General features: G+C 47.3%; 24 protein-coding genes. 1 reads left to right on the plus strand and 23 read right to left on the minus strand.

Annotated features, from left to right (window positions below):
* Window positions 1-77: 77 nt before the first annotated feature.
* The 16 genes from GKG41_RS08835 to GKG41_RS08910 form a co-directional block, all read right to left on the minus strand.
* Entirely contained in the window at window positions 78-1,145 is a 1,068-nt protein-coding gene (locus tag GKG41_RS08835) for a C4-dicarboxylate TRAP transporter substrate-binding protein (protein ID WP_154258150.1), read from the minus strand.
* Window positions 1,146-1,528: 383 nt separating this feature from the next.
* Complete coding sequence (locus tag GKG41_RS08840) at window positions 1,529-2,650, minus strand: uroporphyrinogen decarboxylase family protein (RefSeq protein ID WP_154258151.1); 1,122 nt, start codon at window positions 2,648-2,650, stop codon at window positions 1,529-1,531.
* Between the two features lie 162 nt (window positions 2,651-2,812).
* The gene (locus GKG41_RS08845; protein WP_154258152.1) at window positions 2,813-3,892 is read right to left on the minus strand and encodes a hypothetical protein; all 1,080 of its coding nucleotides are present in this window, start codon (window positions 3,890-3,892) and stop codon (window positions 2,813-2,815) included.
* Between the two features lie 205 nt (window positions 3,893-4,097).
* Window positions 4,098-4,340: a hypothetical protein gene (locus tag GKG41_RS08850; protein ID WP_154258153.1), complete on the minus strand. Its 243-nt coding sequence runs from the start codon at window positions 4,338-4,340 to the stop codon at window positions 4,098-4,100.
* A gap of 169 nt (window positions 4,341-4,509) precedes the next feature.
* Window positions 4,510-5,910 (minus strand): radical SAM protein, encoded by a 1,401-nt coding sequence (locus tag GKG41_RS08855; protein ID WP_154258154.1) that lies wholly within the window; start codon window positions 5,908-5,910, stop codon window positions 4,510-4,512.
* A 17-nt stretch (window positions 5,911-5,927) separates the two neighbouring features.
* On the minus strand, window positions 5,928-6,491 hold the full coding sequence (locus GKG41_RS08860; protein WP_154258155.1) for a hypothetical protein: 564 nt from the start codon (window positions 6,489-6,491) through the stop codon (window positions 5,928-5,930).
* Window positions 6,492-6,657: 166 nt separating this feature from the next.
* The gene (locus tag GKG41_RS08865) at window positions 6,658-7,221 is read right to left on the minus strand and encodes a TetR/AcrR family transcriptional regulator C-terminal domain-containing protein (protein WP_154258156.1); all 564 of its coding nucleotides are present in this window, start codon (window positions 7,219-7,221) and stop codon (window positions 6,658-6,660) included.
* A gap of 120 nt (window positions 7,222-7,341) precedes the next feature.
* Window positions 7,342-8,820 carry a DUF6034 family protein gene (locus GKG41_RS08870; protein ID WP_154258157.1) on the minus strand — a complete coding sequence of 493 codons (1,479 nt, stop codon included), beginning with the start codon at window positions 8,818-8,820 and terminating at the stop codon, window positions 7,342-7,344.
* Between the two features lie 50 nt (window positions 8,821-8,870).
* On the minus strand, window positions 8,871-10,283 hold the full coding sequence (locus GKG41_RS08875; RefSeq protein ID WP_154258158.1) for a HAMP domain-containing sensor histidine kinase: 1,413 nt from the start codon (window positions 10,281-10,283) through the stop codon (window positions 8,871-8,873).
* Window positions 10,280-10,945, minus strand: a complete 666-nt coding sequence (locus GKG41_RS08880; protein WP_154258159.1) for a winged helix-turn-helix domain-containing protein — start codon at window positions 10,943-10,945, stop codon at window positions 10,280-10,282. Before GKG41_RS08880 ends, GKG41_RS08875 begins: the two co-directional genes overlap by 4 nt.
* Before the next feature lie 145 nt (window positions 10,946-11,090).
* Window positions 11,091-12,368, minus strand: coding sequence for a TRAP transporter large permease (locus GKG41_RS08885; protein WP_154258160.1), 1,278 nt, complete (start codon window positions 12,366-12,368; stop codon window positions 11,091-11,093).
* Window positions 12,365-12,907: a TRAP transporter small permease gene (locus GKG41_RS08890; RefSeq protein WP_154258161.1), complete on the minus strand. Its 543-nt coding sequence runs from the start codon at window positions 12,905-12,907 to the stop codon at window positions 12,365-12,367. The genes GKG41_RS08885 and GKG41_RS08890 overlap by 4 nt, the downstream gene beginning before the upstream one ends.
* A 98-nt stretch (window positions 12,908-13,005) precedes the next feature.
* Entirely contained in the window at window positions 13,006-14,010 is a 1,005-nt protein-coding gene (locus GKG41_RS08895; protein WP_173015574.1) for a TRAP transporter substrate-binding protein, read from the minus strand.
* 224 nt (window positions 14,011-14,234) lie between these two features.
* Window positions 14,235-15,185, minus strand: a complete 951-nt coding sequence (locus GKG41_RS08900) for a transketolase C-terminal domain-containing protein (protein ID WP_154258163.1) — start codon at window positions 15,183-15,185, stop codon at window positions 14,235-14,237.
* 1 nt (window position 15,186) lies between these two features.
* Window positions 15,187-16,017, minus strand: a complete 831-nt coding sequence (locus GKG41_RS08905) for a transketolase (protein WP_154258164.1) — start codon at window positions 16,015-16,017, stop codon at window positions 15,187-15,189.
* A gap of 48 nt (window positions 16,018-16,065) precedes the next feature.
* A complete protein-coding gene (locus GKG41_RS08910; RefSeq protein WP_154258165.1) occupies window positions 16,066-17,112 on the minus strand; it encodes an alcohol dehydrogenase catalytic domain-containing protein in 1,047 nt (348 codons plus the stop codon).
* 234 nt (window positions 17,113-17,346) lie between these two features.
* Between GKG41_RS08910 and GKG41_RS08915 the strand changes: the two genes are divergently transcribed.
* The gene (locus tag GKG41_RS08915; protein WP_154258166.1) at window positions 17,347-18,108 is read left to right on the plus strand and encodes a GntR family transcriptional regulator; all 762 of its coding nucleotides are present in this window, start codon (window positions 17,347-17,349) and stop codon (window positions 18,106-18,108) included.
* Window positions 18,109-18,182: 74 nt separating this feature from the next.
* Here the strand turns inward: GKG41_RS08915 and GKG41_RS08920 are convergent, their stop codons facing one another.
* The 7 genes from GKG41_RS08920 to GKG41_RS08950 all read right to left on the minus strand — a co-directional run bounded on the left by GKG41_RS08920 (window position 18,183) and on the right by GKG41_RS08950 (window position 26,519).
* On the minus strand, window positions 18,183-19,604 hold the full coding sequence (locus GKG41_RS08920) for an aldehyde dehydrogenase family protein (RefSeq protein WP_154258167.1): 1,422 nt from the start codon (window positions 19,602-19,604) through the stop codon (window positions 18,183-18,185).
* Between the two features lie 11 nt (window positions 19,605-19,615).
* The gene (locus tag GKG41_RS08925) at window positions 19,616-20,572 is read right to left on the minus strand and encodes a transketolase C-terminal domain-containing protein (protein ID WP_154258168.1); all 957 of its coding nucleotides are present in this window, start codon (window positions 20,570-20,572) and stop codon (window positions 19,616-19,618) included.
* Window position 20,573: 1 nt separating this feature from the next.
* Window positions 20,574-21,431 (minus strand): transketolase, encoded by an 858-nt coding sequence (locus GKG41_RS08930; protein ID WP_243141005.1) that lies wholly within the window; start codon window positions 21,429-21,431, stop codon window positions 20,574-20,576.
* A gap of 31 nt (window positions 21,432-21,462) precedes the next feature.
* Window positions 21,463-22,473 carry a zinc-binding dehydrogenase gene (locus GKG41_RS08935; protein WP_154258169.1) on the minus strand — a complete coding sequence of 337 codons (1,011 nt, stop codon included), beginning with the start codon at window positions 22,471-22,473 and terminating at the stop codon, window positions 21,463-21,465.
* 84 nt (window positions 22,474-22,557) lie between these two features.
* Window positions 22,558-23,934, minus strand: coding sequence for a substrate-binding domain-containing protein (locus GKG41_RS08940; protein WP_173015573.1), 1,377 nt, complete (start codon window positions 23,932-23,934; stop codon window positions 22,558-22,560).
* Between the two features lie 57 nt (window positions 23,935-23,991).
* Window positions 23,992-24,987 (minus strand): ABC transporter permease, encoded by a 996-nt coding sequence (locus tag GKG41_RS08945; RefSeq protein ID WP_154258171.1) that lies wholly within the window; start codon window positions 24,985-24,987, stop codon window positions 23,992-23,994.
* Between the two features lie 35 nt (window positions 24,988-25,022).
* A complete protein-coding gene (locus GKG41_RS08950; RefSeq protein WP_154258172.1) occupies window positions 25,023-26,519 on the minus strand; it encodes a sugar ABC transporter ATP-binding protein in 1,497 nt (498 codons plus the stop codon).
* Between the last annotated feature and the right edge of the window lies 1 nt (window position 26,520).

A 26,520-nucleotide genomic window follows, 5' to 3' on the forward strand; every position in this document is an offset into this window, starting at 1 on the left:
AATCTCCTTCTTTCTAATTTTAATGACGGCCAGACATGGCTACCCGGCCGCCGAACATACAAGTGTTTCACCCCTGGTTACTCTTTGTCCACAATCTCTTTCACCCTGTCATATACGCCGTCTGTCCATTCAGGAAATGCTGTATACACAGATTTACATGCCTCAGCAAACGCCTCTGTATCTACTTCTACAAATTCAACTCCCTGTTCTTCCATCTCTTTTCTTACCTGTTTTTCTGCTTCTAACACTTCTTCTGTTGTTCCTTTCGCAAATGCAAGGGCCTCTTCTGTTAGTATGGTCTGCTGCTCCTCTGTCAGACTCTGGAAGAACTCTTCAGACATCTCCAGTCCGCCCGGAGCAATCATATGGCCGGTGAGCATTACGTAGGGAGCCACTTCATGAAGTTTGGCTGCATAGATACTGGGAAGAGGGTTTTCAGCCGCATCGGCCACTCCCTGGGAAATTGCACTGTAGACTTCGCTGAAAGCTATGGTCGTGGGGTTTCCTCCCATAGCTTCAATGGTCTTTACCCAAAGAGGGGTGGTCGGCACACGGCACATAATGCCCTTAAACTCTTCCGGGTTGGTAAATTTCTTTTTGCTAATCACCTGTCTGGTTCCGAAATATGTAGTCATGCTGTCCAGAACCCGGACTCCTTTTTCGGCTGCCTGAGCCACCATCTCCTGCCCATAGTCAGACAATCCCACTTTCTCTATATCCTCCGGAGCATTGTACAAATACGGAGCATTCATAACCGCATAGTCCGGTACAAAATCAGACATCTGGGCAGGATCGAAAAATCCAATGATATTACCGCCTCTGGTAATCGCCTCTACGATATCCTGTGCATTTGAATAAAGCTCAGAATTGGCATATACCTGTACTTCCAGGGAACCCTGAGACCTCTCGTTCACACGCTCTGCAAATGCCTCCATTTGATTTACCGCCGGTTCACCGCTGGTAAGAATTGTTGCAATCTTCAATACCACCGGCTCTCCATCTGACTTTTTATCTGTTTCTTTTTCTGTATCTGATGCATCTGACTCTGTTCCTGCAGAATTGTCATCAGAACTTTTTCCGCATCCGGCCAACATACCTGCAGCTAACACTGCCGCCATAAAAAGACTTAAAATCTTTGTTTTCATATAAGCTCTCCTTTTCTTCTGATTCCCAAAGGAAACAAACAGAATACCTGCCGCAATTTCCTTATATTTATGTGTTTTTCTAATATATCAGACGCAACTACATCATAATACGCTCCCCGCGGTGTGTCAATAATATTTCTCAGCTTTTTTCGTTTTTTGCCGCATTTTGTTATATATTAATAGTTATTTCTTATTTTTATTGTGCATTTTTTCTATATATGATTTACATGTTTTTTGCCTTTTCCTTTGTTTTTATAATATATCACACCAATATTATCCAATTATTATATGTATAGGCTTTTCTTTCAAAAAACAATGGGCTGCTGCCTGAAGACAGATTGTCTTCAGGCAGCAGCCCATCTGCACACCATTTCCATTCCATTTTACTTATACTGAGAATTCTCTCTAAAAACCTCATACATAGCCAGGATATTCTCCAGGGGTACACCCGGCTGAATATTATGCACCTGGGAGAAAACATAGCCGCCTCCAGGCTTAAAAATTTCCAGATTTGTTTTCACCTGTTCTTTTACCTCTTCTGCTGTCCCCAGGTTCAGGCAGCTCTGTGTATCCACGCCACCACCCCAGAAGGTGATATTGTTTCCATACTTCTTCTTCAGCATCTCCGGTTCCATGCCTCTAGCCGATATCTGCACCGGATTCAGGGCATCCACACCAATCTCTATGAGATCGCCGATAATAGGTTCAATCGCCCCGCAGCAATGGAGCAGCAGCTTTTTGTTATACTTTTTCTTTATATAGCTGTAAAGCCGCTCCTGGTAAGGTTTCACCCTAGCTCTGTACGTCTCCGGGGACATCAGCAGCGCATCCTGCGCCCCCAAATCATCCGCCACTTTTACAATGTCAACCTTATCCCCTATGCGTACCATAATAAAATCAATCAGCTCCAGATAATACGCCAGTATCTTCTCGTGGAGGGCGTCCGAGAGCTCTTCATTGGCAAGCAGATCCATGTAATAATTCTGATTTCCTCTCAGCCAGGAGGGAAGGCCGAACATAGGCTCCCGCAGCCCCTCCAGAATGCAGCACTTGTCCTTGTGAGCCTCCGCTCTCTCTGCCAGACCCTCTACCATGTACTCTGTAGGCGGCAGGAAGGTGTAAGCTTCCAGATCCTCCGGCTCCTCCACATGCTCCATGGGATGAAAACACATATTATAATAATACCCATCTGGATTCAGCTTCTGCCCCACCCCCCACATGTCCGTAAAGGTGCCGTCCCCGTTATCCTTCCAGGGGCGGGATTCATTAATGTACAGGGAACACGTATCACCTCCAAAATACTCCACCACACTGTCATCCGGAACAACAACGCCCTGCTGGACTGCTTTTATGACAGTTCCATTGTCTTTCAGGCCCAGTTTTTCTTTCAATGCCTTCTCAATCTGTTCATGCATGGTAGAATTATTAATCCCGCCAATATCCAGCGGCACTCTGTCGGCTTCCTCATGATTTAATGCCGCCATTACTCTTTCCTTTGATGTCATATTACATCTCCTGTAGTGATTTATTCGCGTCTGATATATCACTAATTCCAATATAATACATTTTTAGCTATGGGTCAATGTCCATTTTAGCAGATATTTTCACTGATTTTTCAGTAATACTGTACAATTTTCTATCTCTTTTTATTTATGTAATATTTCACGTTACCAATCTTTCGAGTCTATATATCCGATTATTTCATTGGCCTCTTCCACGCTATCAGCCAGTATGTTGAGCGCCGTCCGTTCATGAGGCAGTTCTTCATAGATTACGTCAATATCCTTCTTTGTAAACGGCCCCATTCCCAGAACAAGGTTCTTCCCCCCATCCAATACCGCTTTGCACTGGGGCAGCATTTCTTCCACGGAAGGACCTGTCAAATCTTTATTCAGCTGGACTGCTTTTAGATTAGCCACCTGCAGAATCCCGTCCAGATGCAAAAAGCTGGCTGGATGAAGATGTACCAGCGAATACTCATAATCCTCAACAATTCTGCAGGAAGTCTGATACAGATACTCCTGATAATGCGCCGGAGACATCAGGGAAGCCAGATCTTCCTGGTACCAGATCACACTCCCGGGAGCCCATATATGATAAAATCCTATGCTCCTGCCCCCAAAAAAAGAGATTGTCGTCTTATACTGATCCCTGATAAGCATTCTGAGCGCTTCCGCAATCTGAAAAAATGCCTCTTTAACTTTTTCCGGTTCATCCACCAGCGCATAGGCCATCTCTGATTGTCCTATTAAGGCTCCTACAGTGTCAGTCACGCCTCGCAGAATAGGCTGACACACCGGAAAACGTCCCTTGGCAAACGCCGTCAGTTTTGCCGAAAATTCCAGGTATTTCTGGTACCACTGGTTTTTTCCTTTGTCCTCTATACCCTTTATATTACTCAGTTCTCCGACCACAGGCCTTGTAATCACACTAACCGATTCTCCAACTACTCTGGCCCCAAAGATAGCTTCCATCCACGGCAATCCTGTACAGGGCTCCGCCGCAAAGAATCCATCCTGATTAACAGAATTCGCCTCCAGATACATACGTTCATAATCCGGCAAAAAGTCTTCAACCACAATCTGTTCCGGTGTGATTTCATGCCCCCGCTCCAGCAGAGGAAGCATAGCCTCAAACCTTCTGCTCAAAAATAAGTCCCCAATCCGCACAATTACCAAAGGCTTATTCCCCTTCTCTGCCGCCCAGAACGCCTTGTGGCGTCTCAGTTTTTCTTCTGTACTCACCATATGTTCCTTCTCCTTTCTGCTCACTATATTTTTATCTTTCTAATATATCAGATTTGTTTTTTATTTGCAAGCAATATAAAACCCCCTCACATTTTCGCATTATTTTGCATCTATATAATATATCACATTCTGTCGCAAGCAAAAAAAGAGAATGCACTTTCTGTGCATCCTCCGCCTGTTCTCCGGCACCCGGGACCTTTTTTCTTTACTCATCGTCAATCTCTACGGTTACCATATACACACTGGTCTCCGGAACCACCTGGGTAACCGTACCGGTCAGCTTCACAAGGGGTTTTCTCAAATTCCCCGACATTGCAACCGCATCCTTAATGGTATAATAATACATCAGCCCGGACATGGTACTTGCTCTATCCTCTTTTAATTCAATCCTGTCCCCTGGTTTCACAAGCCCCTCTCTCTCCATGGTAAAATCAACCAGCTGTCCCATTGATACATGCCCTCTTTCTAATCTATGCTGTTTTTATCTTACCACAAAAGTCTGGGAATTCCAACAGGAGCAGTTCAGTCCGTTTTAAGCCGCAGGGCAAATCCAATGCTTACCAAAAAGGGCACATAATAATCAGCCGTCCACCCCTTCCCGTCCAAAGCCTGTAGTTTTATTTATAGGTTTCCTTATAGTTCTGGAAATATTCTCTGTGGTGAGGATTTTCCTCCCACAATTCGTCAGCCTTTGCCCCCCATTCGCTGGCATATTCCACGCACTTGCCGCAGAGGTGTTCCACAGTCTCCGGCGACTGCAGATCGGTAGACCTGGCCCCGGTTTCGTGCACCATCCTCTGGAGGATCTCCGGGTTCTCCAGCATCGGGCAGGGCCGGAGATGATTCCCGTTAAAGGGCTGGTTTTCCCTGTAGGCCATAAACAGCGGCTGCTTCAGAGCCTCCAGAAGGGAAACCTCTTTTATATTGGCGCTGGAGTAATGAACAAATACACAAGGTTCCACATCTCCGTTGGCATTAATATGCAGGTAGTTTCTGCCCCCGGCAATACAGCCTCCTACAAATTCTCCGTCATTCTGGAAATCCATGACAAAGATTGGTTTGCCCCCTTCTCTGCCTCTGATCTCACGGATTCTGTGGTACATATATTCTCTTTGTTTCACCGTGGGAATCAGTTCCTTTACCGCCTCATTCCCTACAGGCATATAATTAAAGTACCAGCTGTAGCGGCAGCCATGCTCAATGATCAAATCCAGGAATTCATCTGAGGTGACAGTCTCGGTGTTCGCGCTGGTATAACAGATGGAAGTGCCGAATATCAGGCCGTACTTTTTGAGCAGATCCATGGCCGTCAGCACCTTCTGAAAGATTCCATTCCCTCTCCGACCGTCATTTACCTCCTCGAACCCCTCCAGGCTCAGAGACAGGGACAAGTTCCCCACTCTAGCCATCTCTTTGCAGAAGTCATCGTCCACCAGCGTTCCGTTGGTAAATGCGTGAAATGCACAGTCGTTGTGCTTCTCACACAGGCGGATCAAATCCTTTTTTCTCACCAGAGGCTCTCCCCCAGTATACATGTAGAAGTAAACCCCCAGCTCTTTGCCCTGGGTAATTATGCTGTCTATAAGCTCATAGGACAGATTCAGCTTATGCCCGTATTCAGCGGCCCAGCACCCTGTACAGTGAAGGTTGCATGCACTGGTGGGATCCAGAAGCATAACCCAGGGAATATTGCACTGGTGTTCCTTTCTCATCCTTCGTATGATCTTTGTCCCCTGAAAGGCTGCTTCGTATCCCAGATTCAGCACAGTCGTCCTGAGTACGTGGGGATCTACTTCGTCCAGAAGACAGTTAACATACTGCATCCACTTTCCTTCCGGCTGCCGAATGAGGGTTCTTGCCCCCGCATAGGTCTTTTCCTGAAACATGTCTCCCGCCAGCTTCTCTACCAGGTCTACCAGATTCAAGAGGTGCTTCTCTCTGTCCCTGTTCACATATTTTAGTACTTCGTCGATTGTCTTTCCCACTGCTGCCCGTTCCATTTTTCTTGTTACTGTCATATTTTTTCCCTCCTTCCCTACACCAAAAGCCCAAACGCTGCCAGTGTCATAAATACTGCGTCCGTAAGGCATACCATCTTCTTTTGTTTTACCCCCCGCCAATATCCGTACAGAAATCCACCCACAGCTCCGGGAACAGACAGGCTTAATACACAGATACCGCCCCATAGGGCGCCGCCGTTCCCGTAGTAGAGGCAGACTCCTATAATAACTGCCTCCATCCCGGTTCTCACAGACCTCAGGATACATCCCTTCACAGACAGAGGAGCCTCCCTGCGCTCCAGAAAGCCTGCCTTGTCCGTCCCGTTCCGGAACCGGCGCACGGCAATCATCAAAAGCAGCAAAACTGCTGTATAATGACAGGCTCTGCCAATGATATATATGGCCGGAAGCTTTTCCAGCACACAGGCAGCCAGTCCCCCAAGGGCCATCAGAAGCAGTTGTACTCCTGCATACACAACCCCCATGACCAGAGCCTTCTTTTTTCCCCAGTTTTCCTGGGTGGCTCCTATCTCCATAGTGGTCTCGAATATATGCAGGGCCAATCCCAGGGCAAGGAGCCACACTACAACTGTCCCCACCTCACACCACCTCTTTCCGGACAATAGTATTATTTCTTTCTTTTATTATAAAAAAAGAGACTGAATATGTTAATATTCAATCTCTTTACAATGTTTTCTTTATAATGACAACAACATTATTTTGTCGCTCTTTAATGACAAATTCGACTATTTGTCATGCGCAGCTTTACAGCTCCCGAATCATCTCATCCAGAGGCTCTGCCACCAGCATGGCGTACGCCTGGGCAACCTCCTGTGTCGTTACCTCCCACTCAGTCTTAATCCACCGTATTATTACAAAGGAACTGACCGCCGCATAATACTCAGCTATAGATTCCGGCGTAAGAAGACGGTTGGCCATGCGTTTTCCCTTCATTTTGCTCTCCAGTACCTTCCTCATAATATCCCGGAATGCCTGGAAAATTATATCCTGAAATGAATTCTGCCCCTGAATCCGTACGGCCTTCCTGTAAAAGTCAAGATCCATCTCCATCCGCCTCAGCATCAGATGGACAGCCTCCTCCATCATATTGCTCTCAATCAGAGCTTCCGCCGGCTGTATTATCTCTTCTGTAAAAACCCACTCTAAAAGGTCATACTTATCCTTAAAGTGATTATAGAAGGTAGGACGCATCAGCCCCGCTTCCTCTGTGATATCCCGGATTGTAATCTTTTCAAAAGGCATCTTAAGGATCAGCTTCTTCAGACTGTACCCTAACGCCTCTTCTGTAGTATTTCCCTTCTGGCTCATAATACCCCCGCTCTGTGGTATGCTGTCATTCTGTCCTATCTATGGATATTATACAATATCATGCCAGAAATTCAATATAAATCGTCAGCCCGCCGGGAGGCCCTTTTTATATAATGGCTGTCACGGGGCATCGATTACCGTACCGTCCATGGCATTGATAATCAGAAGGGCCTGAGCCGCACTGTGAAAGCTTGCCTGGGATAAAAGATACTCTCCCTCCTCCGGGTACACTGTCTCCATATTCCCGTAAAAAATCCATGCGGGGACCAGTCTTCCTTCCTGGTCATCCGCATCCTCCGCGGTTCTTACATACCCGAGTTTTATCTGCTGTACCTGCGCAGAGGCTTTAATATTCTGTTCCTGATAGCTTTTATATTTCTCTCCTATCATACGCTGAAACACGTCAGTTATCTCCTGGAAGGGCAGCAGATAGACCGCCTCACCGGCTCCTGCCTCAACGATATAAGGATTTTTAATCAAAACCCGCCAAAGTCCCTCATCGGTGTAGAGGATGGAAATCTCCTCCGGCTGCCAGATCTTCTGGATGGGGGAGTTTCCTTCCCCTAATCCAATCCCTCCGTCACTCTTCCTGTCTTCCCTCAGAGTCAGGGAGGTTGCATATTTGCCCGCCTCCCGATAATACAGAATCGGAATCTGGTCAATTTCCCTGGTATAGTGAAGGACCAGCCCAGTTTCCGCATCTTTCTCCTCAAGGTAAGGGCTGGCTGCCTTCTGATACTCCAATTGTGCCAGGGCAAAACCTTCATATCCCAGCTGTTCCAAAAGGGCATTGCCCTCCCCAATGATTGTCTCTGACGGAGTTTCCATGGAAAAATCTCCCTCCTGTTCAGAGACCCGGGACTCCGTAAAGTACTGGGCGCACCTGGCTGTCCTGTCATAAAAGCCTATCTTCTGAAGCACCTCTCCCTCATCGTTGACAGTTACCATTTGAAATTCATATTCCTTCTCCCCGATGGTAACAAATCCCTCCAGGCTGGCCCCGTCTGCAGGTTCCGGCACCTTGATGGGAACCTCCTTCATCTTTACAGATGCCGGTGCCTTCTCACCTCTCTTCCGGTACGCTTCTATCTCTGTGTCCAGACGCTCCCTCACTCCGGAATCCACTTTGTCCCTCAACGCCTCCAGTTGCCGGATATATCGCTCACACTCCTCTTGGGTCATCTCTCCCGCCTGTTTTTCGTCCTGATACTGCATCATCGGCTGTCCCTGAAAGAGCACCCCTGTGACTCGGTCCAGATCCTCCTGACTGATATTTCCTGATTTTACAGGCCTTATCTCCATCTTCTCGGCTTCCGGCACCCGGATATCCGCATCCGCCTCAACCCGAAACATCCCCTCATTGGTCTCAAAAGAAGCCTGATACCTCTCCGGGGCCTGTACCTGCCCTTCCACTGTAGATGTATTCTGCCCCTTTTCCTCCGCTGCGTTTTGGCTTTGGGCACCTCCCTGTGCCTCATTTTGTTTTTTCTCTGTAACCGTCATCTGACTGGTTGTCTGGTAACATCCCAGAAGCCCTGTCACAAGAATTCCCGCTCCCGCGGCTCCTGCCAGAAACTTTTTCATACACCTGCTGCTCATACACTTCCTCCTTTCTCATCCCAGCATACCAGCAAGAACTTTCAAAGTATTCAGGAAGTTGTAAATAAATTGTAAGCGTCTGTAAAAAGAATGCGGGCTACCGTACCGCAGCCGGGAGAGCTCTCGATCTCAAGACTAGCCTTGTGGATATGGGCAATTTCTTTACACAGGGCAAGCCCCAGTCCAATCCCGCCCTCTTTTTTAGTTCTGGCCTTGTCAACCATATAGAAAGCCTCTGTTACCTTTGAAACCTCGTCCGGGGGAATTCCCCTCCCCTCATCGATCACCTCGATTTTGTGATCCTTTGCCTCCATCCAGATGCTTCCTCCCGGTCTGGAAGCTTTGATAGCATTGTCCACAAGGTTTACCAGCAGGCTCTCCATGAGATCGCTGTCCATGGGGATCTTCTCCATCCGGCAGTCCATGGAAAACTGTATCTCCTTCTCCCGGAGGTGTTCCTTCTCCACATGGGCAACCTTTTGAAACAATTCCTCCACAGATCCAAGCTTCAGATGAATTGTATCATTTACATAGAGTCCCGTGAGGCTCATCATCTTTCCGGACAGCCGTTCCAGACGGCAGCATTCCTGGTAAATATAGGAGAGGGCCTTCTCTCTTTGCTCCTCCTGCAGCTTTACATGGAGCAGCGTATCCGCATACCCCATAATGGAAGTCATGGGCGTCTTTAATTCGTGGGTCAGACTGCCCAAAAGCATCTTCTGTTTTTCTGTAATCTCCTGCAGCTGGGTAATCTGTGTTTCCACCTGGTCTGCCATCTGATTAAAAGCCTCTCCCACCACCTGTATTTCATCCCTGGAAGCTACGGGCACCCGCTCCTGATATTGCCCCCGGCTGATGGCAAGGGATGCCTTCTCCAGATTGTACAGAGGCCTCAGGGCAAACCTGGTCAGAATGCCAATACCGGCTGCCGCCAGAAATGACACCAGCAGATAGACGCCCCCGAACAGTACAGCCTGGTTTTCGATCCCCGTAAAAACCTGGGTAATATCCTTTGCGGTCAGAATATACGTCTCTTCCATGCCCTCCACGGGCCTGGCCATAAGAAGAATATATCTGTGATTCAGTTTTTGAATCTCATAATCCGGATGTTCGCTGTTCCAGGGCCTAAGCTTGTCCAGAAGCCCTGTATCAGACACCTGAAACTCTGTGAGATTTATCACAGACTCCCCCTTTTGTATCAGAGCATAATCCTTCCCGCAGCACTTCCTGAACTGAAAGTCCAGAAAAGATGCTTTTACTGTGTCGCTCATGTCCAGGAGTTCATTGGATTTGCAGAACTGTTCAAAGGCGTATCCCATGCCCTCCATCTGCTTGCCCTCATTAAACACCCTCTGCTCTATGCTGTAGCCGCCCATTCGGACTACGGTAAAGCTCCCGCAGAGCCCCAGGGCCAACAGAAGTATGCCTGTGGTTAGTATAGATATCTTTTTCCAAAGCTTCATTCCCTATCCTCCAGGCGGTATCCCAGCTTGGGAATGGTCTTTATCTGATCCGTCAGACCCAGTTTCTTTCTCAGCTGGCCCACATGTACATCCACAGTCCGGGTTTCTCCCATATAGCCACTGCCCCACACCTGCTGCAGCAGCTGTTCCCTGGTAAACGCCACATTCTTATTCTTCACCAGCAGCAACAGCAGATCATATTCCATGGGTTTCAAGGTGACACACTCCCCATCCTTTCTTACCTGATGGCTGTCCAGGTTAATTACAATCCCTCCGAAACTGAGTACCTCCTTCTGCCGTCCGGTCCTCTCAAGGACCTTTTCTATGCGCACCAGGAGTTCCAGCACCTCAAAGGGTTTTACAATATAATCCTCAGCTCCCTCCCGAAGGCCTTTTACTTTAGAAGCAACATCTGACATGGCCGTAAGATATATAACAGGAATTGCCCTTTTTTGAAAGCATTCCATTAATTCAAATCCGTTCCGGCCAGGCAGCATAATGTCCACAGGGGCCAGATCCAGATCCTTCTCATTCCACAGTACCTGCTCCGCGGCATCTCCTTCGTAAACCGGGAGCGCCTCATATCCGGCCACCTCCAGGTTCATACAGATCAAATCTGAGATTGCTTTTTCATCTTCCACAACCAGAATCCTGTTTTTCATCTCTGTCTCTCCTCTGTTTTTGAAGTTAAGGCTATTTTACCACAGAGAAGAAGATAAAAAATACAACAAAATGTAAACAATACCTATGAAAAACCTGCTGTTTTCCAGCAGGTTTTCTTGACATTTCTTTTTTATTTATGTAAACCTATTTTAAAAATTGTGGAAGCATCATAGAAATTCCCGGAATATAAGTAATCAATAACAAAATCAGAATGGATATTATCAGATACCAAACCAAATGCTTATTGACAACTTTTTCAATGGAACCTCCATGTATACCTGCAGCCACAAAAAGATTGACACCTAAAGGCGGTGTGATCTGACCGATTGCCAGATTGACAATCATGATCATACCAAAATGTACTAAATCAATTCCTAAGGCCTGAACTATGGGCAGAAAGATCGGCGCGGTAATCATAATAGCTGCATTCGTCTCCATAAAAGTCCCCATAATCAGCAGCACAAGATTGACAATGAGCAGGAATACTATGCGGTTATCCGTAAGACTGATAATCGCTGTTGCAATCTTCGTGGGAATCGCCCCCCGGGTCATAAGGTATCCGAAGGCTGTAGCTCCTGCTATAATGAACATAACCATGGCAGCGTTTACCATTGACTGTTTGATCATCCCTGGCAGGTCACGGATCTTCAGTTCTTTATAGACAAAGACGCCTACAATTAAACCATAGAACAAAGCAACACAGGAAGCTTCGGTTGGGGTGAATATTCCTCCATAGATCCCTCCCAGGATAATAACCGGCATAAAAAGCGCCCATATAGCTTCCCGGAAAGCTATACCAATCTCCTTTAGGGAGGCACGTCCGTTATGTGCTTTATAATTACGTTTTTTCCCCTCATAGAGTGCATAGCAGCACATTCCCAGTGCCAGAAGTATACCGGGAAAGATACCAGCCATAAACATGGCACCGATAGATACTCCTGTTGCCACTCCATAAGTAATCATAGGAATACTAGGGGGGATGATACAGCCTAGATAGCCACTGCTTGCACTGGTAGCAAGGGTAAAACGTTCATCATACCCTTGCTTAATCATAGACGGAATCATGATGCCGCCTATAGCCGCAACGGTTGCCGCCGACGAGCCTGTGAGAGCACCAAAAAAAGCAGAAACAATAATCAAAACAATTGCAAGTCCGCCGTACATATTTCCAAGCAGCAAATTAGCCAGATTGATCAAACGCTTAGAAATACCGCCCCGTTCCATCAGCAGTCCCGCCATCATAAAAAATGGAATTGCCATTAGAGAGAACGAATCCATCGAGGTAAAGAACCTCTGAACAACAACCAGAAACGAAACATCTGTAGTGAACAATGCTGCCAGCGTTGCTCCCGTAAGAGACAAGGCAATGGGTACGCCAATTGCAATCAGAATAATCAGAGCGCCAAACATAACTATGCTCATGTATCGTCACCTCCTCTTGGAATCTCATCCGTAAACTGACTTGCAAAATCTGCATCCGGATTCTGCAGTTCCTTATGAGAAATACAGTCAACGGTAACCTGAATAGAACGCAGGGTGCTGAAAAGCATTCCCACAATCAGACCTGCATATACAATATACATAGGCACCTGCATAGCAGGGGATACCTGATGAGTCTCCCGAATGCCTAAGGTAATCTGAACTGACAGCACAGTTAGATAAAGATAAATCACCGTCACAAGCAAGTTGGAAACAACTTGAATCATCCTCCTGATTTTAGCCGGTAAAAGGTTAACCAGCGCATCCACACCGATATGTGCGCCCTTTTTCACACCCACACTAATACCGATAAACATCAGCCACACCATACAGTAACGAGCCAATTCTTCCCCCCAGGTAAAGGGCAGCTGAAGCGTGTTGCGGTTAATGACCTGAAACAGAATGGCAACCGCCATGACGCAGGCAAACAGCGTACACAGAGTTCCTTCAATCTTGTCCAGCAAAGAATCCAGTCTTTTCATATGCAAACTCCTTTCTCTACGGGTAAGCCTCTGTGAGGCTCACCTTTTCTTTCATTATTTTCTTGATGAAAGTCTTCTACAGCTTTCTCTGCTTATTCTCAAGAGTCCATTTTCTCCTGGATCCGCTGAAGCAGTTCCTCCCCGATTTGCTCCTTATATTTATCATAAACAGGCTGACAAGCCTCCCGCCACAGCTCTTTATCAATGTCTTCTATTATCTTTACGCCATCCTTTTTCAGAGCCTCTAAGTACTCTATATCACTCTGGGCACTAATCTCACGTTCATAATCCGTCACTTCCTGTATAGCCTCCACCAGGATCTTTTTATTTTCAGGGCTAAGCTTATCATAAGTTTTCTTGCTCATAACAACCGGAGCCGCAGCATAAAAATGTTCGGTCAAAGAGATATGGGTCGTAACCTCATGAATCTTATTGAGATAGATGGTAGCAAGGGGATTCTCCTGTCCATCGATAGTCCCCTGCTGCAAAGCAGTATAAACCTCCCCCCAGGCCATAGGTATGGCATTTGCCCCAAGGGTAGTAAAGGTGCCCATCTGAAGCTCATTTTCCAAAGTTCTCAGCTTCAGCCCTTTTAGGTCATCCGGTACAACCACATCCCTCTTGCTGTTGCTGACGTCGCGGAAACCATTTTCCCAAAAATCAATGCCTACTATCATATGCTTACTCAGATCGTCTAACATTTCCTTGCCAATTTCACTGTCTAACACCTTATAGGCATTCTCCCGGCTATCGAAAAGGAACGGAAGATCCAGAGCCATAAAGGAAGGCGAGAAGCTTGCAAGCGCTCCCGTAGACATACAGCTGATATCCACAATGCCCAGCTGCATTCCTTCAATAATATCCCGCTCATTTCCAAGAACCCCATTGGCATACACTTCAATCTTCATTGCCCCGTCTGTACGCTCCTCTACCAGTTTTGCAACCTTTGTCCAGGCCAAATGGTAGGGGTGGGTCTCATTGAGAACATGGGCAACGGTCAGTGTCACGCTGTCCTTCTTGGATCTGCCTGAGCAGCCGGTCAGCATAGCACAGAGGGTTGTAACAATAAGAACGATAGATAACAAACGTCTTCCTGTTTTCATAATTCCTCCTTTATACATCATATGTTTAAGATAACACCAAGCAGCAGGATGGTCAATATAAAAGCATTAGTACTACTTCATCTATTTATATTTCACATATTTTTCCTAACTTTACCCCGAAACACCAATTCTATGTATGATGTTTCCCTTATAATTTTTATCTAGAGTTTCATTCTGGAGGTGCGCTTGTGGCAGGTTGCATCCACAAGCGCGGCACTAAAAGTTTATTTATTTTTGATCCCCGCAATAACACAATCTGCGATATCGCGTGGGAGCAGACAATATTTATCCAGCAGTTCTTCATGATCTGCTGATTCTGTGAACTGGTCTCTGATCCCGATCCGCTCAACCCTGGCAGGATATTTTTCAGACAGGACTTCTGAAACAGCGCTTCCAAGTCCGCCGATAATATTATGGTCTTCTGTAGTAAATACCAATCCGGTGGCTTTTGCAGCTGCGATTACCGCCTCTTCATCCAGCGGCTTAATGCACGGCATCTCAATCACTTTTACTCCATATCCCTCAGCAGCAAGGATTTTCTCCGCATCCAAAGCACGTCTAACCGCTGCCCCGGTAGTAAAGATGGCCGCATCGTTTCCCTTATCAATAAGGGAGTTAGCTTTTCCTATTTCAAATTTGTATGTATCATCAAACACTGTGGGAGATGCATTACGCCCTATCCTCATATAGACAGGTCCTTTATGCTTTGTTATTGCTTCTGTAATCACTTCTGTGGAGGCTGCGTCTGCCGGTTCTACGATTACCAGGTTAGGAATAGAGCGCAGCACTCCCACATCTTCTATCCCCTGATGCGTGACACCTTCCTGTCCCCCTGACAGACCGCTTAACCCGGCAACGATTTTAACATCAAGATTGGGGTAGCAGATAAAGGTTCTAATCTGCTCACAGATTCTCATTGATGCAAACGTAGCATAGGTAGCCACAAAGACTTTTGCCCCACTTGCAGCCATGCCAGCCCCCATCAAAGCCATATTCTGCTCAGCAATTCCAATATTTAATGCCCGATTGGGATATTTTTGTTTTATTTGCGTTCCCCCAACAGACTTTAAAGTATCTGCTGCAACATACATAATAGTATCATCTTCCTCCGCCATACGAACCAACGCATTTCCAAAAGCTACTCGTGTGGATTCTTTATCAAATACTACGCTCATATTATACCTCCTCCAGTTCTTTCATAGCGATTTTATACTGTTCTTCGCTGATGACCTTCTGATGCCAGGAATTATCATGCTCCATAAACGAAACGCCTTTCCCTTTCACTGTCTGGGCAATAATAACGGTTGGTGTACCGTGATGGTTCACCGCCATTTCCAGTCTGCTCACGATCTCTTCCATATCATGACCGTTAATCTCAAGGACATTCCATCCAAATGCACGCCAGCGCTCTGCCATATTATTCATTGGGCATATATCCTGTGTAGAGCCGCAGCTCTGTAAATAATTCTGATCTACAATTGCAATTAAATTGTCTGCTTCTAGAGCAGGAGCCACATTAATAGCCTCCCACAGGGTCCCCTCATTCATTTCACCGTCGCCCAGCATGACAAATACTTTGCTCTTTTTCCCAGCGTTTTTCAAATAATATGCCATTCCGAGTCCTATGCCCAGCCCATTTCCAAGGGAGCCGCTTGTCATATCAACGCCCGGTGTTTTTCCGTATACCGGATGTCCCTGAAGCTTACTGTCCAGATGACGTAAGGTTGGGAAATACTCTTTTGGAAAATAGCCCTTTTCAGCTAATACAGAATACAAAACAGGGCAGGCATGTCCTTTTGATAAAATAAATCGGTCCCTATCCTCCCTTTCTGGATTTTTGGGGTCAACCTTCATAAATCCATAATACAATGCTGTCACCATATCTGCACAGCTTAACGCCGGCGCCGGATGCGCAGAACGTCCGCATGCATAGGAAACCTCTATAATTCCTTTACGGACCAGGCGCGCCTTCTCCTGTAAATCAGCAATCTCTTTTGCTTTCAGCATAACAAATACCTCCTTAAAATTTATATTTTCTTTAAGCCAATCCCCGGACTACTTATTTACAAAAAGTATCTTCCCGGAGCCCTTGGCTGACTGCTCAAATGCCTGCTGACATTCATCCAGCGTAAATTTATGTGTTACAACATCCATCACATTGATTTTTTTAGCGGTTATCAGGGAGGAGACATTCCACCATGTTTCCCAAATCCTGCGTCCAAAAATACCTTTTACAGACAGCCCCTTTGTGTTAATATTTCCCGCCACGTCAATGGGCACTTCACCTCCGGGATGTCCCACAGTAATCAGCCGTCCTTCCAGCCGGATAAAATCAAAAATGGTTTTGTAAGCAGGAACAGCTCCGCTGGTCTCCAGTACAATATCAGCACCTCCGCGTTCCCTGGTCAGCAATTTTATCCTTTCAACAGCATTTTCTTTTATGGGATTGACTGTAATAGCACCCAATTTTTCAGCCAGATTCAGGCGATAATCATCCAAATCCGCAGCAATCACTCTTGCCGCATTTCCAGCTTTCAAAATCAGTACCGCCAGCAGACCTATAGGCCCGCAGCCATTTACCACTACGGTATCTCCAGGCTGTACACAGGCCTCCTCTACCGCACGCATAGCAACGCCGGCTGGTTCTAAAAGGGCTGCTTCCTCAAAGCTCATCTCTTCCGGAATAACAAAGGTTACTTTTGAGGGAGCCAGTGCGTATTCTGCAAAACAGCCATTTGTACTGGTTCCGTATATCGCCATGTCGGAGCAGTTGTGTGCCATACCATTCTGACAGTTAAAGCACTTCCCGCAGGGAATATGAGTTTCCACAGCAACTCTGTCTCCCACTTTACGGTCCACAACTCCTTCTCCCACTTTTACAATGGTGCCTCCGCACTCATGTCCAAGTACCAGCGGCCATTTTACATTAAATTTTGAGGCAAATCCCTGTCCGGCCTGATTCCAATGATAATAGTGCATATCTGTTCCGCAAATTGCCGCCGCTTCAATCTTGATCAAAACCTCTCCGGCCCCCGGATCGGGAATAGGAATGTCCTCCCGTTCGATTCCCGGCTCGGGTCCTGTCTTTACAATCGCTTTCATCGTTGTTACCTCCTTTAGAAATTCGTGCTATTTGTATGATGTATCATTTATATTCATCATATGTTTTAATGAGATATTACCACTTATCTTTTACTTTTTCAATGATTTTTGTTGTATTTCCTAAAATATGTCATATGTTACATCATACCAATTAGTATTTTGTGCATTATTTCCATTTTTGCACTTGAATTTTTTTGTGCTTTGGGGTACATTCATACCATAGGAGGAAAACACATGCAAAATTATATTACCGACACATTTAAAACTGCTTCCGAAAATACATCTCATACCCAGACAGCGACTGAATCTGTCATTAATTATATTCGAAACCTTATCCTTAACCGGGAATTGCGTATAGGGGATAAGCTTCCAACAGAAAATGAACTTTGCGAACAATTAGGTGTCGGACGCGGTTCGGTAAGAGAAGCCGTAAAACGTCTCGAAGCCATCAGTCTTTTAAACGTACGCAGGGGTGATGGCACTTACATCTCCGACGTCCGCCAAAATAAGGCTTTTGATTCTTTATTATATAAAATTGTATTAGAGGATATTGATTTTCAAGAAATTGTAGATTATAGAATCCAACTGGAAATAGGCATCATGCAGCTTGCCATAAGAAATGTCACTGAAGATATTTTAAAAGAATTAAAGAATAATCTTTTTCAATTTTCACAATATATAACAAATGAGGAGCAGAAATCGCCAGTAGTCTTACATGATTTAGATATTCAGTTCCACAACATTTTAGGAAAAGCCTCCAAAAACCGTCTGTTGGCTGACGTATATGCGGTTTCTTTGAGTTTGTTTTCGCCTTATATGCTAAGTAATTATGGAAAGGGACAAGTACAAAGTTCACCGGAAGTAACCATCGAAAATCATACCCTTCTGCTGAATGCCCTAGAGAACAAAGATATATCTCTGGCAACCTATGCTGTCGTAAACTCTACACAGCTATGGCAGAAATGGAATGATTATACCAGTTCGCCCTTCCAATAACCAGATGACAGAACAGCAGTGCCAGGTCACCTCTGGCCCCCCGGCACTGCTGTTCTGTCACTGTCCCCCTCTCTTTAATGCTGAACCGTAACCCATTTCAGTTCCGTATATTCCTCCGCTGAAAATGAGCTGTTCTCCCGCCCTACGCCGCTCATCTTCACGCCTCCGAAGGGTGCCCGGGTGGATCCCACAACTGTAGATTCATTAATATGCACCATCCCCGCCTCTATCTCCTCAGAAAGGGAGATGGCCAGCGTGATATCATTAGTCAGAATAGAACTGGACAGGCCATACTCATTATCATTGCACAGCTCCACCCCATGCCGGGCATCTTCTGCGCAGATTACACATACCACCGGTCCGAAACATTCTTCATAGAAAATATCCATCTCTTGGGTGACATCCTTTAAAAGTGTTGGTTCGTAAAAAGCGCCCCTGTGCTTTCCCCCGGCAAGAAGCTTTGCCCCTTTGCTCACCGCATCTTCTATCAGACGGTCTAAAACCCGGCACTGTTTTTCGTGAATCAGGGGACCAACGATTGTGTCCGGATCGTGGGGATCTCCCATGATGATCTTGCCCGTTTTCCCCGCCATCACTTCACAGAACTTCTCATAGACAGGTTCCTCGGCAATGATTCTGCTGGTGGCCATACAGATCTGCCCCTGATGGAAATATCCACCGAAGACAGCAATATCCGCCGCTTTATCCACATCGAAATCCTTTAATATCAACATAGGGTTCTTCCCTCCCAGTTCCAGAGAGTAGCGTTTCAGGGAGGAGGCGGCCTGCACGGCAATCCTCTGCCCCACCTGGCTGGAACCTGTAAGGGCAACCATCCGCACTCTTTTATCGGCGGTCAGGGCGTCGCCCACCACTCTTCCGGACCCCGGAAGGACGCTGAGCACACCTTTGGGAAGCCCGGCCTTTTCAAAGCACCTGGCAATCACAAGACCGGATAAGGGCGTGTAGGACGACGGTTTCAGAATAAAAGTATTTCCCATTGCAATGGCGAATGCTACTTTGTTGATTGCCAGAAATAAAGGATAATTAAACGGGGCGATTCCCACCACCACCCCCAGCGGATTTCTTGTGTAGTAGGAGAGGTGATTGGGGTATTCCCCCTGTATTACCCCTCCCGCTATACGGCAGCATTCCCCGGCAGCGGTCCGGATAAGTCCGGCACAACTGGCAATCTCTGCAGTAATCTTTGTGAGGGAGGATCCGCTCTCGTCAATCAGCCACGGTATATACTTTTCTGCGTCTTCCTCCAGGCAGTCAGCGGCTTTTAAGAGAATGGCTTCTCTTTCCTTGGCCAGGGAGCGTCCCCAGCTTTTCCGGGCTTCATAGGCGCCCCGAAGGGCCTCTTCTACCTCTTTTTCTCCCGCTGCGCTCACCCGGCAGAAGACTTCTCCCGTTGCAGGATTAACGTTGTCAATCCATGCTTCTCTTTCAGGACAGATCCACTCTCCATTTACAAACAGGTCAAATTCTCTCATTCTCTTTCCCCCTATTTTATCATGTCACGCAATGCCGCGATGGTTCCCTCCAGGCCGAATCCGTATTTGTCATAAAGCTCCGGTCCATCGCCGAATCCCGGGAATACCTGGGGGATACCCATACGGGTAAACCTGCAGTCCAGGTTCTTATCTGCAATTACCTCTGCCACAGCGCTTCCCAGGCCGCCAATGGTGTAATGGTCTTCCAGTGTCAGGATCGCACCGGTGTCCCGCGCCGCTTTCACAATGGCTTCCTCATCAATGGGTTTCAGGGTATGCATATCCAGCACCCTTACAGAAATCCCTTCTTTTTCCAGTGAATTCGCCGCATCAACAGCCTGAGCTACCATAACCCCGCAGGCTATGATAACCGCGTCCTTTCCGGGCCTTGTCTCGATAGCTTTCCCCACCTGATAGGTTACTTCTCCGGGCTGGTATACCACAGGCTCGCCTTTTCCTCTGGCCAGACGTATATACACCGGGCCGGGATGATTCTCGGTAGAAAGCAGCACATCCCTCACAATTCCCGGATCCCCCGGAACGATAAGAGTCATATTTGCCATAGAGCGTACAATTCCCAGATCTTCCATGGCATTATGGGTAGAGCCCCCGGTGGAGGTAAGCCCCCCGTTTGTCGCTATGATGCGCACCGGAAGATTCTGGTAACAGATATCTGTCCGGAGCTGTTCACAGGCGCGCATGGAAGCAAAGGTGGACATAGTAGTGGCATAGGGAATATTTCCCTCAAGGGCAAGTCCCGCTGCCATGCCAAGCATCGTCTGCTCTGCAATTCCTGCATTGATAAATCTCTCCGGGAATGCCTTTCTGCATCCTTTTACACTGCAGGTACGCATCAAATCCGCTGTCAGCACATAGATTTTCTGATTTCTCTCACCCATTTCCTGAAGAGTATCTCCGCAGATCGTTCTGGATGCCGCGAATTGGCCAAAATTAAACGTTACACCCATATTACTCACCCCTTTCTTTATCCCAGGCTGCCCGAATCTCTGCAAGCGCCTTATTCATATCCTCCTCGCTGACAGAACCCGCATGCCAGTCAGGATTATTTTCCATAAAGGAAACGCCTTTTCCTTTTACCGTACGGCAGATAACAACTGTGGGGGTATCCGACTCGGGAGAAGGCAGCTGATCCATGGCATCCACCAGCTGGGCCATATTGTGTCCGTCGACCTCCACTACATTCCAGCCAAATGCCTTCCACTTGTCCCCATAGGGTTCCATCCTCATCATATCCTCTGTGAAATCATCCAGCTGAAGACAGTTCCGGTCTACAAATGCAACCAGGTTTCCCAGTTTATACTGATGGGCGTTCAGCGCCGCTTCCCAGGTGGTTCCCTCCTGGGATTCCCCGTCGCCCAGGAGAACAAAGACTCTGTGCTTTTCCTGGTTTACCTTTGCGGAAAAGGCCATGCCGCATCCAATGGGCAGTCCGTGCCCCAGTGACCCGGAAGAGGTTTCCACCCCTGGCAGATTGACCTTGCAGGGATGCATTCCGTATGCGCTGTTCAGCTGGCCGTAGGTCTTCAGAATCTCATCAAAATCAAAAAATCCTTTCAGCGCCATAGCGATATACATTCCTACCGCACCGTGTCCCTTACTGAGAATAAAGCGGTCCCGTCCCGGCATCTTAATATCCTTTGGATCCACATGCAGCCCATAGTGGTATAGGGCAATCATGATATCTGTCATAGATAAATCTCCGCCTATGTGGACGCTGCCCTCAAAGGTTCCGCACAGAGTGAGCAGGTTCACCCGCATCTGATACGCTTTTTCTTTTAAACTCATTACAACTTGTCTGTCGGCCATATATATTCCTCCCTTCTGGAATTCTGCCTGTTTAACATTCTAGTAAAATCTTAGGATATCTGGACTCCTGAAATAATGCAAACGCATCCAGCGCCTGTGCCAGAGGAATTACCTTTCCGATAATTTTCTCCGTCTGTACCCTGGGAATGAGGTTAATTGCCCGTGGGAACAGATAATGGCTGGTAAATACTGTCTGAATACTGGCCTCCTTCATATACAGTTTATAGAGATTCAGAGGCATCTCATACGCAGGGGGAAACACTGCAAAATATGTTACTTTGCCGCAGTGAGCCACAAGGTCAAGGCATACATTGGCCGCCTTTGGCGAGCCCGACACTTCAAATACGTGGTCAAACCCATTTCCCTCAGTAATCTCCATGCTTCTCTTCTCCAAATCATCATGAAAGGGATCCAGCGCATACTCCGCGCCCATGTCCAGCGCCAGCTGACGCTTCTCAGGCACGGGATCAATGGCTGTTATCCTGGCGCCCCCTGCGAGAAGCACCATATTCAGCAGTATGGAACCTATGCCGCCGATCCCCGACACCGCCACGGTCTGTCCGTGTTTGATACCTGCCAGGTCCATGGCGCGTATGGTGCACACGGAAGGCTCCACCAGGGAATATTTCTTCAGATCTGCATCCGCGGGTATCTTATATACTGCGCTGATGTCTGTGACAATATATTCACTGAATGCCGCTACCGGCGCTGCCTGAAGGCAGTACTGGGGCAGCCCCTTTTTGCACATAGGGCACTTTCCGCACACTGCCACCGGGGCCACCACCACCTTGTCCCCGATCCGGTAACCGTAATCCCCGGTTCCTTCTCCCAGTTCGGTGATCACGCCCGACGCCTCATGCCCCAGAGGAATCCCCGGCTGAGCCCCCAGAACTCCCATGGTCACCATATGCACATCTGTGGCACAAAGAGCGGCATAGGCTGTCTTTATCTTAACCATTCCGGGACGTACCTCTGGAATATCCACTTCCCGGACTTCAATCTTATCCTTTGCTGCAAAATATACTGATTTCATTTTTTCCATACACTTCACCCGAAGTCCCTTTTGTCTTTAGGCAGGAGATACGCTACCTCCTGCCCAAGAATTCATTCCCTATATTTCAGCACACTATTTGCTCTGTACCTCTTCTCTGATCTGATCAATGGTTTTCCACTCAAAAGGAAGTACCTTGCAGTACTGCAGATCCGGATCCTCATACTCTTTCCAGTTTTCCTTTGTGATAGCCCCATTCGGAAGATCCGATGCGGCAGGAAGATTACTTGCATCGTATCCTTCCTCAAACATCATATGAATCAGATCCACTGCGGCGGAACCGTTTAAGTTCGGGCTGTTATATCCGGTTACCAGCATTTCTCCGCTCTCCAGGTACGGGAACATTTCCTTTCCTCCGTCTGCGGCGCAGGCTACATAGATGTCCTTACCGGGAGTAAGACCCGCATTTTTGATTGCCTTGATTGCCCCGGCGCCCATGGGGTCACAGGCCGCCATAATTAAATTAATGTCAGAATTTCCGGCGATGATATCTTCTGCTGCTGCAAGTCCGCCTTCATTGGTCCAGTCTCCCTGGCCCTGGGCAACAATTTCAAAGTCCCATTTGTCGCTGCTGAATTTACCTTTGTCTCTCAGTTCACTGAACAGTTCATTTGCCTCCAGGTATGCATCTTCCTGGCAGGAGTAGGGATTGCCCTGCTGTTCCGCACGTTTGTACAGTATTCCTGCGATCATGCCGTTGATACGGCTCTCATCAATGGTGTGTCCCATCATACCCAAAATTGCGGCTGCCTTAATATGCTGATCTTTGAAGAAATCCCCCATATAAAGTCCGGATTCCCAGCCCCCGAAGTAGTTGTTGGCAAGGATAGAAGTAACCACCGGCACGTCCTCTGCAAAGTCAACACCGGCGCCGATTACTGGAATTCCTGCTTCCACCGCTCTTTTTACATCTGCTGCCGCTGCTGTCACGTCCATGGGATTCAGGATAATCGCATCATATCCCGCTGTAATCATGGATTCCACATCTGCGCTCTGCTTGGAAATATTGCCGTCCGCACACAGCATAACCAACTCATACCCATAATCCTCAGCCGCTTTTGTTGCACTGTCGATCATCTCTGTAAAGAAAGAACTTCCCATCTGTCCCATAGATAAGCCAATGGTAAGATTTCCTTTTTGCTCTGCAGGCAGTGCCTTGTCAATATCCTTTCTGTCCTTCATGGCAGGAGATACCAGTCCGCTCAGCGCATTTCTCTCTGTAAGCTTGTAGATCTCATGTAAGTCGCCTGTATCGGCAGTGTCCTGGGTCTTGGTGTCACTGGCGTCCGTGGCATCGGATTCCTCCGCTTCCGGCTCCTTCGTTTCCGCTGCCGGTTCTTCCTTCACCTCATCAGAGTTTGCCTTGGTGTCCCCGCAGCCTGCCAGGGAACCTGCTACCATCCCCACTGTCAGTGCCATTGCCAATAGTTTTCTTACTTTCTTTTTCTGCATAAATCCTTCTCCTTTCATTTACGCTTTTTTATTAGTGAATTCATTTCACTCCTTTTGTTACTGCTTTTTGTTTCCTATACTTTTCAGGAGAACAGCCGCAATGATGATCACACCCTTTGCAACCTTCTGAGGATAAGCAGCAATACTCAGCAGATTCATGATATTTCCTATTAACGCCATGATCAGCACACCGATGATGGTATTTACAACCGATGCCTTTCCCCCTTCCAGATTCGCACCGCCGATAACCACGGCAGCAATTGCATCCAGCTCGTATCCCCCGGATACGGTAGCAGGAGTTCCGATGGCAGCACGGCAGGTAACAAAGATACCGGCAAGTGCACTGAGCGCACCGCAGATGGTATATGCCGCTGCCTTGTAAAGATTTACATTGATACCGGACAGGCGCACTGCGGTCTCATTGCTGCCGGACGCTATGGTAAGACGCCCGTAGGAAGTCCATTTTATTAAAAACACAAAAAGCAGAATTACAACCAGCGTTACGTATACAGCAACCGGAACTCCCAGAAGGGGATCTTTAATCTCCGCAAATGCAATAAGTGCATCTGTGGCAGGAGTGGACGGCAGACGGATGGGCTGTCCGTTTGTGAGAATGTAAGCCAGACCCTGGGCCATCGTCATAACCGCCAGGGTGGCAATAAATGCCGCCATCTTAAAATACGCCACCAGCACACCGTTCAGCAGGCCAATGACTCCGCCCACCAGGGCAGTGATCACAACACACCCAAGAAGGGCGGGAACTGATGTTATGCTTTCCTTTGTGAGAAGCAGGGCGATTACCACACTTCCCACCCCCAGAATTGCACCGCAGGACAGGTCAATGCCCCCGGTCATAATGACAAGCATGCACCCGATCCCCACCAGGGCATACGGCACCTGCTGCCTCAGTACATTCACAACGTTTCTCTGGGAAAGAAAATTGGGTGACAGGCAGCTGGCAATTATAATCAGTAAAACAAAGATGATAATCGCATTGTTTTCCTTAAAAAACTTCTTAAAGTTGAATTTATTGGCTACTTTTGCCTCGCTCATATTCGCATCCTCCGCTTTTATAATCCTGTAGAAGCCTAGACTCCCATAGAGTAAGAGATTAGGTTACTTTCCGAAAAGTCTTTCTTATCCAATTCCCCGGTGACCTCGCCGCCTCTCATGATAATCACCCGGTCACACATTCCCATAATTTCCTGCATCTCGGAAGATATCATCACAATGGAATAGTTCCTGGCCGCAAAATCATTGATAATTTTATAGATTTCTCTTTTTGCACCTACATCCACACCCCTGGTAGGCTCGTCCAGCAGCAGTACTTTACAGTCTGAGGCCAATAGCTTGGCAATTGCCACCTTCTGCTGATTTCCGCCGGACAGGCTGGACACATCATTTTCTATACTTCCCACCTTGATAGACAGCTGCTCTACCATATCGTTGATATACGCTGTCTCCTTCTTACCTGAAATTTTACCGAAAGCTGTCTTAAAAAGCTTCAGGCATCCCAGAGTAATGTTATTTCGGATCGGAAGATCCAGCAGAACTCCCTGGGTTTTTCTGTCTTCAGGCAGCAGTCCTATCCCGTTGTGTATGGCATCTCTGGGACTTCGAATGGTTACTTCTTTGCCATTCAGATAGATTTTGCCGGAATCTCTTTTATCCTCTCCGAAGACAGCGCGGATGGTCTCTGTCCTCCCGGCCCCTACAAGACCATTGATCCCCAGGACCTCCCCCTGGCGGACCTCAAAAGAAACATTTTTAACCTTTCCCCTGACACTGATGTTTTCCACTTTGAAGTTTACCGGCCCTATCCGGACCTCCCGCTTAGGATAGTAGTCCTGAAGCTCTCTGCCTACCATTTTATTAGCCAGCTCCTGTTTTGTAATGGAAGTAGTCTCCACCGTGTCAATGTAGGTACCGTCCCTCATAATTGTAATTCTGTCGCACAGCTCCATGACCTCTTCCAGCCGGTGGGAGATATAGATGATGGCTACTCCCTCCTCCCGCAGTTTCCGCAGCAGCCGGAACAGGTGCACGACCTCATTGTTGGAAAGTACAGAAGTAGGCTCGTCCAGTATCAGCACAGAAGCATTCCTGGACAGGGCTTTGCAGATTTCCACCACCTGCTGATAGGCCACTGTCAAGTCACCTACCTCATCCGTTGCTTTTATATCCGAAAATCCTGTCTCGTTCACATATTCCTGAGCCTTTTTCCGAAGCTCCTTCCAATTGATAATCTTACTGTCTTTGTTCAGACTGTCGATGAAAATATTCTCTGCCACTGTAAGATCGTTTACCAGCATCAGCTCCTGATAGATAATGGAGATCCCATGGGCCATACCATCCTTGGGACTTTTTATATTGGCAAGCTTGCCTCCTATATATATTTCTCCCTCATCCTTTTCCAGGGAGCCAGCCAAAATCTTCATAATTGTGGATTTACCGGCCCCGTTTTCTCCCATGAGCGCGTGAATCTCACCCTTTCTCACCTTGAGAGATACGTTGTCCAGAGCCACAACTCCGCCGAACCGCTTGCAGATGCCGCGCATATCTACCCAGTTTTCTGAATTCCTCATA

The sequence above is a fragment of the Lactonifactor sp. BIOML-A5 genome (genome assembly GCF_009677585.1).
Taxonomy (GTDB): Bacteria; Bacillota; Clostridia; order Lachnospirales; family Lachnospiraceae; genus Lactonifactor.

What these genes read in the sequence shown, in the direction of transcription:
- GKG41_RS08835 (WP_154258150.1), bottom strand. Translation starts at nt 1,145, where the DNA reads ATGAAAACAAAGATTTTAAGTCTTTTTATGGCGGCAGTGTTAGCTGCA.
- GKG41_RS08840 (WP_154258151.1), bottom strand. Translation starts at nt 2,650, where the DNA reads ATGACATCAAAGGAAAGAGTAATGGCGGCATTAAATCATGAGGAAGCC.
- GKG41_RS08845 (WP_154258152.1), bottom strand. Translation starts at nt 3,892, where the DNA reads ATGGTGAGTACAGAAGAAAAACTGAGACGCCACAAGGCGTTCTGGGCG.
- GKG41_RS08850 (WP_154258153.1), bottom strand. Translation starts at nt 4,340, where the DNA reads ATGGGACAGCTGGTTGATTTTACCATGGAGAGAGAGGGGCTTGTGAAA.
- GKG41_RS08855 (WP_154258154.1), bottom strand. Translation starts at nt 5,910, where the DNA reads ATGACAGTAACAAGAAAAATGGAACGGGCAGCAGTGGGAAAGACAATC.
- GKG41_RS08865 (WP_154258156.1), bottom strand. Translation starts at nt 7,221, where the DNA reads ATGAGCCAGAAGGGAAATACTACAGAAGAGGCGTTAGGGTACAGTCTG.
- GKG41_RS08870 (WP_154258157.1), bottom strand. Translation starts at nt 8,820, where the DNA reads ATGAGCAGCAGGTGTATGAAAAAGTTTCTGGCAGGAGCCGCGGGAGCG.
- GKG41_RS08875 (WP_154258158.1), bottom strand. Translation starts at nt 10,283, where the DNA reads ATGAAGCTTTGGAAAAAGATATCTATACTAACCACAGGCATACTTCTG.
- GKG41_RS08880 (WP_154258159.1), bottom strand. Translation starts at nt 10,945, where the DNA reads ATGAAAAACAGGATTCTGGTTGTGGAAGATGAAAAAGCAATCTCAGAT.
- GKG41_RS08885 (WP_154258160.1), bottom strand. Translation starts at nt 12,368, where the DNA reads ATGAGCATAGTTATGTTTGGCGCTCTGATTATTCTGATTGCAATTGGC.
- GKG41_RS08890 (WP_154258161.1), bottom strand. Translation starts at nt 12,907, where the DNA reads ATGAAAAGACTGGATTCTTTGCTGGACAAGATTGAAGGAACTCTGTGT.
- GKG41_RS08895 (WP_173015574.1), bottom strand. Translation starts at nt 14,010, where the DNA reads ATGAAAACAGGAAGACGTTTGTTATCTATCGTTCTTATTGTTACAACC.
- GKG41_RS08900 (WP_154258163.1), bottom strand. Translation starts at nt 15,185, where the DNA reads ATGAGCGTAGTATTTGATAAAGAATCCACACGAGTAGCTTTTGGAAAT.
- GKG41_RS08905 (WP_154258164.1), bottom strand. Translation starts at nt 16,017, where the DNA reads ATGCTGAAAGCAAAAGAGATTGCTGATTTACAGGAGAAGGCGCGCCTG.
- GKG41_RS08910 (WP_154258165.1), bottom strand. Translation starts at nt 17,112, where the DNA reads ATGAAAGCGATTGTAAAGACAGGACCCGAGCCGGGAATCGAACGGGAG.
- GKG41_RS08915 (WP_154258166.1), top strand. Translation starts at nt 17,347, where the DNA reads ATGCAAAATTATATTACCGACACATTTAAAACTGCTTCCGAAAATACA.
- GKG41_RS08920 (WP_154258167.1), bottom strand. Translation starts at nt 19,604, where the DNA reads ATGAGAGAATTTGACCTGTTTGTAAATGGAGAGTGGATCTGTCCTGAA.
- GKG41_RS08925 (WP_154258168.1), bottom strand. Translation starts at nt 20,572, where the DNA reads ATGGGTGTAACGTTTAATTTTGGCCAATTCGCGGCATCCAGAACGATC.
- GKG41_RS08930 (WP_243141005.1), bottom strand. Translation starts at nt 21,431, where the DNA reads ATGGCCGACAGACAAGTTGTAATGAGTTTAAAAGAAAAAGCGTATCAG.
- GKG41_RS08935 (WP_154258169.1), bottom strand. Translation starts at nt 22,473, where the DNA reads ATGGAAAAAATGAAATCAGTATATTTTGCAGCAAAGGATAAGATTGAA.
- GKG41_RS08940 (WP_173015573.1), bottom strand. Translation starts at nt 23,934, where the DNA reads ATGCAGAAAAAGAAAGTAAGAAAACTATTGGCAATGGCACTGACAGTG.
- GKG41_RS08945 (WP_154258171.1), bottom strand. Translation starts at nt 24,987, where the DNA reads ATGAGCGAGGCAAAAGTAGCCAATAAATTCAACTTTAAGAAGTTTTTT.
- GKG41_RS08950 (WP_154258172.1), bottom strand. Translation starts at nt 26,519, where the DNA reads ATGAGGAATTCAGAAAACTGGGTAGATATGCGCGGCATCTGCAAGCGG.